Source organism: Minwuia sp. IMCC3009, from assembly GCF_029909415.1.
Lineage (GTDB): Bacteria > Pseudomonadota > Alphaproteobacteria > Minwuiales > Minwuiaceae > Minwuia.
The window spans coordinates 1974055-1986493 of the sequence record NZ_CP123781.1 but is presented as its reverse complement, the minus strand read 5'-3'; the positions used below and the strand labels follow the sequence as shown (position 1 = coordinate 1986493).

9 protein-coding genes and 1 pseudogene are annotated in these 12439 nt (G+C 65.8%); 5 read left to right on the top strand and 5 right to left on the bottom strand.

Translation table 11 applies throughout. The features are described 5' to 3' along the window. Nucleotides 1-1002 carry a C45 family peptidase gene (locus tag QGV55_RS09300; RefSeq protein ID WP_281017094.1) on the bottom strand — a complete coding sequence of 334 codons (1002 nt, stop codon included), beginning with the start codon at nt 1000-1002 and terminating at the stop codon, nt 1-3. A gap of 74 nt (nt 1003-1076) precedes the next feature. Further along, a pseudogene (locus tag QGV55_RS09295) lies at nt 1077-1640 on the bottom strand (biotin carboxylase); the annotation flags it as partial. A gap of 283 nt (nt 1641-1923) precedes the next feature. Between QGV55_RS09295 and QGV55_RS09290 the strand changes: the two are divergent. Together QGV55_RS09290 and QGV55_RS09285 are read left to right on the top strand one after the other, a co-directional pair. Continuing rightward, nucleotides 1924-3258, top strand: coding sequence for an aspartate aminotransferase family protein (locus tag QGV55_RS09290; protein ID WP_281017096.1), 1335 nt, complete (start codon nt 1924-1926; stop codon nt 3256-3258). 64 nt (nt 3259-3322) lie between these two features. Further along, complete coding sequence (locus QGV55_RS09285) at nt 3323-4567, top strand: thiolase family protein (protein WP_281017097.1); 1245 nt, start codon at nt 3323-3325, stop codon at nt 4565-4567. A gap of 1 nt (nt 4568) precedes the next feature. Here QGV55_RS09285 and QGV55_RS09280 read toward each other — a convergent pair whose 3' ends face one another. Beyond that, nucleotides 4569-5096 carry a gamma carbonic anhydrase family protein gene (locus tag QGV55_RS09280; protein WP_281017098.1) on the bottom strand — a complete coding sequence of 176 codons (528 nt, stop codon included), beginning with the start codon at nt 5094-5096 and terminating at the stop codon, nt 4569-4571. Between the two features lie 121 nt (nt 5097-5217). Between QGV55_RS09280 and QGV55_RS09275 the strand changes: the two genes are divergently transcribed. Next, a complete protein-coding gene (locus tag QGV55_RS09275; RefSeq protein WP_281017099.1) occupies nt 5218-5547 on the top strand; it encodes a multidrug efflux SMR transporter in 330 nt (109 codons plus the stop codon). A gap of 40 nt (nt 5548-5587) precedes the next feature. On the opposite strand, the gene QGV55_RS09270 is transcribed toward QGV55_RS09275, so the two are convergent. Together QGV55_RS09270 and QGV55_RS09265 are read right to left on the bottom strand one after the other, a co-directional pair. Beyond that, entirely contained in the window at nt 5588-6289 is a 702-nt protein-coding gene (locus QGV55_RS09270; RefSeq protein WP_281017100.1) for a hypothetical protein, read from the bottom strand. A 3-nt stretch (nt 6290-6292) separates the two neighbouring features. After that, a complete protein-coding gene (locus tag QGV55_RS09265; protein WP_281017101.1) occupies nt 6293-8920 on the bottom strand; it encodes a valine--tRNA ligase in 2628 nt (875 codons plus the stop codon). A 150-nt stretch (nt 8921-9070) separates the two neighbouring features. On the opposite strand from QGV55_RS09265, the gene QGV55_RS09260 reads away from it, so the two are divergent. Continuing rightward, nucleotides 9071-11833 carry an ATP-dependent DNA helicase gene (locus QGV55_RS09260; RefSeq protein ID WP_281017102.1) on the top strand — a complete coding sequence of 921 codons (2763 nt, stop codon included), beginning with the start codon at nt 9071-9073 and terminating at the stop codon, nt 11831-11833. 40 nt (nt 11834-11873) lie between these two features. Further along, nucleotides 11874-12290 carry a tellurite resistance TerB family protein gene (locus QGV55_RS09255; RefSeq protein ID WP_281017103.1) on the top strand — a complete coding sequence of 139 codons (417 nt, stop codon included), beginning with the start codon at nt 11874-11876 and terminating at the stop codon, nt 12288-12290. Nucleotides 12291-12439: the final 149 nt, after the last annotated feature.

Genomic DNA, 12439 nt, shown 5'->3' with positions numbered 1-12439 from the left:
TCATGTGCTTCTAGTCGCGCCCGGCAAGGCAGCGTCCGGCAGGCGGACGGAGGCATTGCCCTCCTGAAAGTTGCGCATCTCCAGCTTCCAGGTCTTGCCGGGCCAGTGCAGGGTCAACCGCCGCTGCCGCCCCTCGTAGACAGCCGTATAGAGTGTGCCGAAACCCTGGTTGAAGGCGACGGAATAAAGTGGCGGTCGCAGGAAGGCGGATACAAAGCGGTTCGCCGATTCCACGTGCAGGGTCAGGCGCTGCAGCAGGAAGCGTTCGCGTTCCACGGTTGCGGTGAAACGGGCATGGCTGGCCCATTCGACCTTCTCCTGATGGTTCGTGGCGACGGCGGCATGGGTGACGATGGCCGGACGGTCGGGTGCCATGTGGACAGTGACGTAGTTCCGTTTCGCATCCATTGCAGTGACGTTGTAACTCATGTGCGTGGGGATGCGTGCCAGGGCCGCGCCTGCCTCGTCCGCCGTGTTGCAGGTCTGCAGGACGTAGCGCAGGATCAGCGGCACACCGAAGCCGTCGCCGACCACCTGCCGGCCGCCGAATGTCAGGGACAGGGCCAGTCCGGCGTCATTGATGCCATCAACCAGCCCGAACAGTCCGTCCGTCATGCCCATGACCGTCCGCCCCTGCCATTCCGTCCGCAGGATCGTGCCGTCGAAAGCATAGGGACTGTAGTCGTAGTTGCGCACCAGCACTGGCCGTCCGCCGGGCCAGATCGCCTGGCTGCAGCCGGAGAGATAGGGGGGAGGGCAGTAATAGCTGAGGAAACGGGCCTGGTCGTCCTTGCCGCCTGCCACCTCCACCAGTTCCTCGTACAGCGGCACGATCTCCGGCATGTGGGTGCGCATGGCATCCAGCCCTTCGAGCCATGTCGGGCGCGCAGCCGCACCCGACCCGGCCCACCACTTGCGGTAGTTCGGCCAGTATTCGCGGAAGAGGCCGCCCCAGACAGGGCCTGGTTGGGCCTCCGCCCGTGCCCGGAACGTCAGCAGCATGCCGTTGCATATCCTCCCGATATACGTCGTGAGCGCGCGGGCGCGGGGTCAGGGACACCGCGCCCGGACCGGTCCTACATGATCTTGAAGGCGGGGTCCGACAGCTCCGGTCCCGGCTCCGCCGCCGGCAGGGGCCTGGCGGAGAAGCTCGACTTGATGCCGTCGATCCACTGCTTCGACCGGGGCGTCAGCCGGAACCGGTTGTTCATCGACCGGCCACGGGTCACCAGGATGCCCAGGTCCGCGCCTTCGTAGCGATAGTCGCCCGGCTTCAGGATACGCAGGAAGAAGGCTTCCCGGTCGCTCTCCACCGCGCGGCGGTGATAGTCGAAGCGGTCGAAGACGACGGAACCGTCATCCAGCATCTTGTAGATGCCGGACTCCGGCGCCTCGGTCAGGATGTCGACCGTGTCCTCGGTGTGCTTGATGACCATCTGGCTCCAGGAATCGATCATGTCGGGATCGGAGGACCAGCGTGCGTTCAGCTCCTCCACATCCAGTTCGAACTCCTTGCCGGAGAATTCCAGCAGGTGGAACAGGAACAGCGGCGCATCCGCGTGGGCGAAGGCGGCGTAGTTGGTCATCGACGACGCACCGGTGATGCGCGGGTTCAGTTCGCCCAGATAGATCTCGCCGGTGCCGACGGTGACAAATTTCTCTTCCGCCATTGCCGTCGTGGCACAAACGGCAACTGCCGCTGCTGCTGCCAGCATCTTGATGGATTTCATCGCTTTTCGCTCCCTGTATTTGGATGAGCGCGATTATTTGCCCTGTCAATCATTCGTTGATTGCCACTGAGCTGGTTTCATTGTGACGAGAATGCGGGCATCCGCAAGGTGAGCCCCTGAATGCTGGAAAAACAGGCAATTGCGGCGCAAGGTGGCGCCTGTCGACAAGAGTTCCGAAACCTGGAGAGCTGTCATGAGTCATGTCTTCCCGCGCCATACGGCCTTCAGTCCCCCGGTCGCGGTTGCCGGCGACGGCTGCTGGATCATTGACCGGGACGGCAAGCGATACCTGGACGGGTCGGGCGGGGCGGCGGTTTCCTGCCTTGGCCATTCCGACGCGAAGGTGATCGAGGCTGTGCGGGCGCAGATGGGCGCATTGCCTTTTGCACACTCCGGTTTCTTCACCTCTGACGCTGCGGAGCGGGTGGCCGACCGACTGGCCGCCGAAGCACCCGGCGACCTGGATCACGTCTATCTGGTCTCCGGCGGGTCGGAAGCCGTCGAGGCCTCCATCAAGATGGCGCGGCAGTATTTCGTCGAGATCGGGCAACCGCAGCGCCATCACATCGTCGCCCGCTGGCAGAGCTATCACGGCAACACGCTGGGCGCGCTTTCTGCCGGGGGCAACCGCTGGCGGCGCGGGCTGTATGAGCCACTGCTGATCGGCATGTCCCATATCTCGCCCTGTTACGCCTATCGCGGGCAGGAAGCGGGGGAGAGCGAGACAGACTACGGCCTGCGCATCGCGGATGAACTGGAGGCGGAGATCCAGCGGCTGGGGCCGGAGACCGTCGCAGCCTTCATCGCGGAACCTGTCGTTGGCGCAACCATGGGAGCGGTCCCCGCTGTCGATGGCTACTTCCGCCGTATCCGTGAGATCTGCGACCGCCACGGCGTCCTGTTCATCGCCGATGAGGTCATGTGCGGCATGGGACGCTGCGGGGCGCTGTTCACGTCCGATCAGGAGGGGGTGGTGCCCGACATCATTGCCGTCGCCAAGGGGCTGGGGGCCGGTTATCAGCCGGTGGGGGCGGCAATCGTCAGCGCCCGTGTCTACCAGGCGTTCGTCGACGGGACAGGCTTCTTCCAGCATGGACACACCTACATGGGGCATCCGGCAGCATCCGCTGCGGCGGATGCGGTGCTCTCGCGGCTGATCGACGACGGGTTGGTCGATGGTGTCGCCGCGAAGGGCGAGAAGCTGGCCGACGCGCTGCATCAGGCCTTCGGCCAGCATCCGCATGTGGGCGATATCCGGGGACGGGGTCTGTTCCGCGCCATCGAGATCGTGCGGGACCGGGAAACGAAGGAACCGTTCGACCCGGCGCTTGGCCTCAATGGCCGTATCAAGCGGCTGGCGCAGGACGCGGGGCTGATCTGCTACCCCGGCGGCGGAACGATTGACGGGCGCAACGGGGACCACGTGCTGCTCGCGCCACCTTTCATCATTTCCGATGCCGAGATCGGGACACTGGTCGACCGGCTGGCGGCCTCCGTCGGGAAGGCACTGGCCGCGGTCAAAGCCTGACCCTTTTCGCGTTGCACTCTGATGCTATGCTTCTTCGGCAATCACCTGGGGAGGATGAACCGCAATGACCAATGTCCATGTTGTCGGTATCGGCATGACGCCGTTCGGGCGTTTTCTCGATACATCCGTCAAGCAACTGACCGCCATGGCCGTGAACGAGGCACTGGCCGACTGCGACCTGCAGCCCGGTGATGTGGAGGCCGCCTGGTTCTCCAATACGACGCAGGGGGTGCTGGAGGGGCAGTATCTGGTGCCGGGCGAGATCGCGCTCAGGGAAATGGGCTTCCAGGGCATTCCGATGTCCAACGTGGAGAACGCCTGCGCCAGTGCGTCGACCGCCTTCAACGCGGCCTACACGGCGATCAGGGCAGGACAGTGCGACATTGCTCTCGCGGTCGGGTCGGACAAGATGTACCACGCCGACAAGGCCCGCAGCTTCGAGATCTTCGACGGGGCCATCGACGTGCATGACCGGGAAGCCACGTTCGAGAGGCTGAACCGGCTGGGGCAGGGGGTGGAACCCCCCGCCGATGCCAACCTGCCGAACGGCCAGCGCAGTCCCTTCATGGATGTCTACGCAAGCTGGGCCAAGTTCCACATGAAGACATTCGGCACCACGCAAAGGCATCTGGCCGCCGTCGCCTCGAAGAACCACCAGCATTCCACCCTGAACCCGAAGTCGCAGTACCGCGACGCGGTGAGCATCGAGGAAGTGCTGGCCGCGCGTCCGGTCTCCTGGCCGCTGACCCTGCCCATGTGCTCCCCCATCTCCGACGGTGCGGCGGCGGCCATTCTGGTGTCCGATGCGGTGCTTGACCGTTTCACCCGCTCCCGTGCCGTGCGGGTCGCGGCCTCCGTGCTCGGCACCGGCATCGACCGGGAGCCGGAGGACATGGAGAACCACATCACCCGCCGCACCGCGAACCGCGCCTATGCGCAGGCCGGGTTCGGGCCGGAAGTGATCGACGTCGCCGAAGTCCATGATGCCACCGCCATGGGTGAGATCCAGCAGGTCGAGAACCTGGGGCTGGTGCCCTTCGGTGATGGCGGCCGGGCGGCGGAACGTGGCGACACGGCGCTTGGTGGCCGCATCCCGGTCAATCCCTCCGGCGGTCTGGAATCAAAGGGCCACCCGATCGGCGCTACCGGCCTCGGCCAGCTCGCCGAACTGGTCGCCCAGTTGCGCGGCGAAGCCGGTCCGCGCCAGGTCGAAGGCGCCCGTCACGCCATCGCCGAGAACGGCGGCGGCGTCTACAGGTTCGAGGAAGCCGTCTGCGCCGTGACCGTGCTGGCCGGGCCGGGGAACTGACCTAGTCCTGCTGCGTCCTGTATTCCGCCGCCAGCTCGGCATAATGCGCCGCGCCGCCTGCGATCATGGCGCGTTCGCGGTCGGTGAGGGTGCGGATGGGTTTGGCGGGCCAGCCGGCCCATAGTTCGTCCTTGCGGGCGATCTTGCCGGGCGGCAGGAAGGCGCCTGCGGCGACCATGGCGCCGGTCTCGATGACGCATTCGTCCATGATGACGGCGCTCATCCCGACGAAGGACCGGTCCTGGATCTCGCAGCCATGCAGCATGACCTTGTGGCCGACCAGCACATCCTCCCCCACCAGCGTGGGGAAGTCGCCGCTGTTCACATGGATCACCGTGCCGTCCTGGATGTTGGAGCGGGCGCCGATGCGGATGTGGCAGACGTCGCCCCGCAGCACGCAGTTGAACCAGACGCTGGCACGGTCCGCGACCTCCACATCGCCGATCAGCCGGGCGCCGGGCGCAATGAAGGCCGTGTCGGCGATCTTCGGGCTCTTGCCCCGAAAGGGATAGCTGCTGCCACGCTCCATCACGCAATTCCTTCTGTGGTCATCTGATGCCCGGTTCCGCAAGCGGACCCTTGCCACAGGGGTAGTTCAGGCGCACACCGGCAGGCAACCGCAAATCTGCGGGGCAGCAGAGAGGTCAGCCATGCATTACCTGTATCTGGTCATCGCGATCGTCGGGGAGGTTGCGGGCACCAGCACGCTGAAGGCGACGGAGGGATTCACGAAGCTCGGCCCCACGGTGCTGACGCTCGGCTTCTACGGGCTGGCCTTCTTCATGCTCAGTCTGGCGCTGGACCGCTTTCCGATCGGGGTGCTCTATGCTGTCTGGTCAGGCCTCGGGATCGTGCTGATCGCCGGATTCGGCTGGATCGTGCATGGGGAACGGCTGGACCTGCCCGCATTGCTCGGTCTGGGGCTGATCCTGGCCGGTGTGCTGACGATTCACCTGTTCTCCGACACCGCGACCCACTGAACGGGACGTGGCCTGCCGGGACCTGTTCGGCCAGCCCGGGCTACTCGATCAGATCGGTGCTGTGGGTGAAGCCGCCCTTGCCGTCGGGCTGAAAGTCGACCTGAACCGTCAGGTACTTCGCGCAGAGCCGTACCAGCCAGTATTCGCGCCATTTCTGCCGGGCGATGGGCTCCTTTTCCGTGCCATCGAGAAATCCAACGACGACGGTATCGACAATGTCACGCTGACCCGAGGGGCATTCCTTGCCCATCCGGGCGTTGGCAATGTCCACGACCGGCCGGCTGGCGGCGATCTGCATTTCCACGCTTGCCCGCGTGTTGCCGGGCAGCAGGGATGTCAGTTGGGGGGCGCCGTCCGGTCGTGCCGTGACCAGAACGTTGTGAATCACGGGTTCATTGCAGCGTTCGATGCTGATCTGTTCCCGCCATTCTCCCCAGATGGGCCAGAGTGTACCGGCCTTGAAGACCGGCTTCACGCGCACGCGCAGTTCGCGGCGATTGGCATTCTTCAGCACCTGGATGCATTCGGGCGCGATCTGCTGTTCGACCAGGTCGATCTGCTCACCCAGTGCATTCACGTAGTCGGGGTCTGCCAGAAAGACCCGGAACGGCTCCTGCCACTCATCGGCACCCTGTGCCTGATTGCCCGGTGCCTGACTGTCCTGTGCCTGAGCGACCGCCCCTGAGAGCAGCACCGCGACCGTGATTGCGACAGCAGTTGCAACGCGCGACAGGAGCGGCATGGCTCAGGCTGCGGGCAGGCGGCCCAGTGCCGCCTCCAGCTTGGTCTTTGCCGCCTCGGCCTCGGCCTGGCGTTCCCGCTCCTGCTCCACCACATGCTCTGGCGCACGGGAAACGAATTTCTCGTTCGCCAGCTTCTTCGCAATACGGTCGATCTCCGCGTCCAGCTTCCCGATTTCCTTGTTCAGCCGCGTCCTCTCGGCATCGACGTCGATGGCGCCGGTCAGCGGCAGCACGACCCGCGCCCCGTCGACGACGATCTCCGACGCGCCGCCCGGCATGGTCTCGCTGATGCCTGACAGGCGCGCGAGACGGGACACCAGTTCCCAGTTGCTGTCGATCCAGCCTCTGCGGGTGGCGTCCAGGTCCGGGAAATGTGCCTCCAGCTCGGCCTTTGGCGGCACGTTGGTCTCTGCGCGTGCGGAGCGGATCTCGGAGATCAGTTCGATGACGAAACCGAATTCCTTCGCGGCGTCGGCGTTCTGCAGGTCCTGCTGCGGCCAGGCGGTGGTGGAAATGGAGCCTTCGCCGCCCATCTGCTGAAACAGTTCCTCCGACACGAAAGGCGCGAAGGGGTGCAGCATCGTCAGGATGCGCTGCAGGACCCAGGCGGCAGTTGCGCGGGTCTCACCGGCAACATCGGGGTCGTTGGCCCGCAGCAGGGGCTTCGCGAACTCCAGATACCAGTCGCAGAACAGGTTCCAGGTGAAACGATAGATACCGTTTGCCGCCTCGTTGAAACGAAAGGCCTCCAGTTCCCGGTCGATGGTGGCCGCCGCTTCCGACAGCGCCCCGACGATCCAGCGGTTCACCGGCTGCTGCAGGTTCGACGGATCATAGTCCGGCGCAACCGCGCATTCGTTCATCTCGCAGAATCGCGCGGCATTCCAGATCTTCGTGGTGAAGTTGCGGTAGCCCGCGACACGCTGTTCGGACAGCTTGATGTCGCGCCCCTGCGCCGCCATCGCCGCCAGCGTGAACCGCAGCGCGTCCGCGCCATATTCCTCGATCAGTTCCAGCGGATCGATGACGTTGCCCTTCGACTTCGACATCTTCTGGCCCTTCTCGTCGCGGACCAGAGCGTGGATATAGACCGTGTGGAACGGCACTTCCTTCATGAAGTGCATGCCGAACATCATCATCCGGGCAACCCAGAAGAAGATGATGTCGAAGCCGGTGATCAGGACGTCCGTCGGATAGTGCCTGGCCAGTTCCGGTGTCTCCTCCGGCCAGCCGAGGGTCGAGAACGGCCAGAGCGCGGAGCTGAACCAGGTGTCGAGCACATCCTCGTCACGGGTCAGTTCGACCGTCTTGCCATAATGCGCATCGGCAAGCGTCTGCGCCTCCGCCGCGTCATAGGCGACGAAGACCTCGCCATCCGGGCCGTACCAGGCCGGGATCTGGTGTCCCCACCAGAGCTGGCGGGAGATGCACCAGGGGCGGATGTTGCGCATCCACTCGAAGTAGGTGTTCTCCCAGTTCTTCGGCACGAACTGGACGCGCCCGTCCTCCACGGCCTCGATGGCCGGGCGGGCGAGGGTCTCGGCATCCGCGTACCACTGGTCGGTCAGCCATGGCTCGATGACCACACCGGAGCGGTCGCCGAAGGGAACCGTGTGCGTGATCTCCTCGATCCGCTCCAGCAGGCCCAGCGCGTCCAGGTCGGCAATGACCTTCGCCCGCGCCGCGAAACGTTCCATGCCCTGATAGGCTTCCGGCACGTTCTCGTTCAGGTGCGCATGGGCATCCAGGATGTTGATCATCTCCAGATCGCAGCGCTTGCCGACCTCGAAGTCATTGAAGTCATGCGCCGGGGTGATCTTGACCGCGCCGGAACCCTGTTCGGGGTCGGCATATTCGTCGGCAACGATGGGGATGCGGCGACCGACCAGCGGCAGGATGACGAACTTGCCGACCAGGTCCCTGTAGCGTTCGTCGTCCGGGTGAACCGCGACGCCTGTATCCCCCAGCATGGTCTCCGGACGCGTGGTGGCGACGGTGATGAAGGTGCCTTCCTGACCCTCGACCGGATAGCGGAAGTGCCACATGTGCCCCTTCTGCTCGGTGCTCTCGACCTCCAGGTCGGAGATCGCCGTCAGCAGTTTCGGGTCCCAGTTGACCAGCCGCTTGTCGCGGTAGATCAGATTGTCGCGGTACAGCTCGACAAAGACCTTGGTGACGGCGGCGGACAGCCCTTCATCCATGGTGAAGCGCTCACGGCTCCAGTCACAGGACGCGCCGAGGCGGCGAAGCTGGTTGGTGATGGTGCCCCCGGATTCCGCCTTCCATTCCCAGACCTTGTCGACGAAGGTCTCGCGGCCCAGGTCGTGGCGGCTGATGCCATCAGCGCCCAGCATCCGCTCCACCACCATCTGCGTGGCGATGCCTGCATGGTCGGTGCCCGGCTGCCAGAGCGCGTCGCGGCCCTTCATCCGGTGCCAGCGCATCAGGATGTCCTGCAACGTGTTGTTCAGCGCATGGCCCATGTGCAGGCTGCCGGTCACGTTCGGCGGCGGAATCACGATGGTGAAGGGCGCGCCGTCATTGCGTCCCGCCTGGAACAGGCCACCCTGTTCCCAACTCTCGTAAAGCCGCTGCTCGACCTCCTGGGGCCGATATGTCTTGTCCAGCATTGCCGAACCTTATGTCTGAAACGTTGAATCCGTTGATTGACCTCCCGACGGGAGGCCACGCGCGGGCTAGCTCTAGGCACGGTCGCGGGACAGGTCAAGCGCAGCCGCTTGCGCGTCCCCCTGCAGGCCCGGCGTGGATATAGTCCAGCGATGAACACGCGCGATTCGGAAATCATGATGCCGGACTGTCCCGCCGTCGCCCTGAGTGGCCGCGGGATCGTGCGTGTCAGCCCCGACGGGGAGATCGAGACGCTGGATTCCCGTGCCGCTGGTGCCGCGCTGACCGGCGATGCGCCGATGCTGGTGAACATGCCCGCCGTGGCGCGCAGGCTGGGGGTCGCGACCTTCGCGGCCTATGACCTGCTGGAACTCTTCGCCTTTGCCCGGCCCGGCACCTTCTGCCTGCCCACGGCGGACGGGCTGATGCGCGCGCTGGACCTGCCCGCACTCGGGATGCCGCCCGACCCGTCGCAACTGTTCGAGGCGGCGGCACTTATGCTGCACGATCTCTCCCTGACCCCTGATGCGCGCCGCGACACCACCGCGATGCTGGCACAGGCCATGGCCGATGGCGGCTGGTCTTGGGCGCAGCCGGTCCTGCGCGCGCTGGGTGTCACGGCGGGGAAGGGGCGGTTCCGGGGACTGGACGCCTGGTCGCGGGTGGCCGACTTCCCCGATCTGGCACCTCTGCCGCCCGCGGGACATGCGCCGGTCGAACCCGTCGAGGCGCTGGACCGCCTGCGCCAGATGCTGGACGTGGGCGCGGAGGACCGGCAGTCGCAACAGCAGTATGCCACCCGCGCCACCATGGCCTTCGCGCCGCGCGAACGCATCGATGAGCCGCATGTGGTGCTGGCGGAGGCCGGGACAGGCACCGGCAAGACGCTCGGTTACGTGGCCCCGGCATCGGTCTGGGCGGAGAAGAATGGCGGCACCGTCTGGCTGTCGACCTATACCAAGAACCTGCAGCGCCAACTGGATCAGGAACTGGACCGGCTCTACACCGATCCGAATGTCAAGGCGGAGAAGGCGGTGATCCGCAAGGGCCGGGAGAACTATCTCTGCCTGCTGAATTTCCAGGAAGCCGTGCAGGGCGGCGCGGCGCGGCGGGCCGACATCGTGCCGCTGGCCCTGATGGCGCGCTGGATCGAGGTGACACGTGACGGTGACCTGGGGGGCGGCGACTTTCCGGCCTGGCTGGTCACCCTGTTCGGCACGCAGCGCACCGTGGCGCTGGCGGACCGGCGCGGGGAGTGTGTGTTCTCTGCCTGTGACCACTATCGGCGCTGTTTCATCGAGAATTCGCGCAGACGCTCGGAACGGGCGGAGATCGTCATCGCCAACCACGCGCTGGTACTGATCCGCGCCGTGCAGCAGGCGGCGGAGGAACAGCGGGCAGGGCGCTATGTCTTCGATGAGGGGCATCACCTGTTCGACGCCGCCGACAGCGCCTTCGCTGCCGAGCTGTCGGGGCAGGAGGCGGCGGAGTTGCGCCGCTGGATCCGGGGGGCGGAGGATGGTGCGCGTGGCCGCGCGCGCGGCCTGACCCGCCGCATCCAGGATCTGATCGTCGGCGACGACGCGGCCGTTGCGGCACTGGATCATGCCACCCACGCCGCGCGTGTCCTGCCGGCCTTCGACTGGCAGACGCGGCTGCGGGGCGAGAACCCGAGCGGTCCGACGGAGCAGTTCCTTGCCGTGGTCCGCCAGCAGGTCAGGGCGCGGGCGGCGCACCCCGACGATGTCTATGGCCTGGAATGCGAGACCGACCCGCCGGTCGACGGACTGGTCGAGGCCTCGGCCCGGCTGGTGCGGGCGCTGGAGGAGCTGCGGGCACCGCTGAAGGAACTGCGCCAGATCCTGCTCGACCGGCTGGATGACGAGGCGGATGAACTGCCGAGCGGGGAGAGGATGCGGATCGAGGCGGCGGTAAGCGGCCTGGATTATCGTGCGGGCAACCTGCTGACGGCCTGGATCTCCATGCTGCAGGGGCTGGGCGGTCCACGGCCGGAGGGCTTTGTCGACTGGTTCGCCCTGCGCCGTATTGCGGGGCGGGAGGCGGATGTGGCCTATCACCGGCATCTGGTCGATCCGATGCAGGCCTTTGCGGAGGTGGTGCTGAAACCGGCCCATGGTGTGGTGATCACCTCGGCAAGCCTGCGGGACCGCTCGGAGGGCGATGACTGGGCCACGGCAGAGGCACGGACGGGGCTGCGCCACCTGGTGCAACCGGCGGAGCGGATCAGTGTCCCGTCGCCGTTCGACTATGCCAGGCAGACACGCATCCTGGTGGTGCGCGATGTGCGCCGTGACCGGGTGGACGAGATCTCCGCCGCCTATCGGGAACTGTTCCTGGCGGCGGGCGGTGGCGCGCTGGGCCTGTTCACCGCGATCCGGCGGCTGCGAGCGGTGCATGAACGGTTGCTGGACCCGCTGGAGGATCAAGGCATCCCGCTCTATGCCCAGCATGTCGATCCCATCGACACACCGACGCTGGTCGACATCTTCCGCGCCGAGCAGGATTCCTGTCTGCTGGGGACCGATGCGGTGCGCGACGGCGTGGATGTTCCGGGGCGGTCACTGCGTCTGATCGTCTTCGACCGTGTGCCCTGGCCGCGTCCCGACATCATGCACAAGGCCCGGCGGGAGGCGTTCGGCAAGGGCGCGCATGACGACATGCTGACCCGTCTGAAGCTGAAACAGGCGTTCGGGCGGCTGTTGCGTCAGCGCGGTGACCGGGGTGTCTTCGTCATGCTGGACCCGCGCCTGCCGACGCGGCTGTGCGACGCCTTTCCCTCCGATGTCGAGGTGTCGCGTGTCGGACTGGCAGAGGCGGTGGCTGAAACACGTGACTTCCTGGCCGCCGAGCGGGAAAGACACGCGCGGGCCATGGACGACGGCAGCCTGACCTGACAGATTACCGGCTCAGAACATTCCATGGAGCCTGCAGCCGATGTCCGAAAAGATGAGCCCCCACAGCGCCCTGATTCACGTGATGGTGCTGGTGGCCTGCGCCGACAAGGAAATGGCGGAGCAGGAGGTCATCCTGATGAGCGAGATGATCCGTATCCTGCCGATCTTCCGCAATTACAGCGTGGATGACGCACTGGCCCGCGATGCGGAAAGCTGCCTTGGCTACCTGGAGAAGGAAGATGGTGTCGATCTGCTGATGCAGGACGTCGCCGCCGCGCTGCCGCCGCGTCTGGGCGAGACGGCCTATGCGCTGGCCTGTGATGTGGCGGCGGCCGACGGGGAGGTCAGCCAGGTCGAACTGGAGATCCTGATGATCATTCGCCAGACCCTTGGCGTCGGACGTCTGCCCGCCGCCGCCATCGAACGCGGCGCCCGCGCCCGCGCCATGACGCTGTAGAGACTGTTTGCTGACTGTTCCGTCCCTCTCCCCCACCCGGCCACCCACGGGAGTATCCTTATCAGGTGGGGCCGGGTGGGGGAGAGGGACGGAACAGTCAGAGGACAAACCGACAGAACGGTGGCACAGTCCGCAATTGGAACGCATTC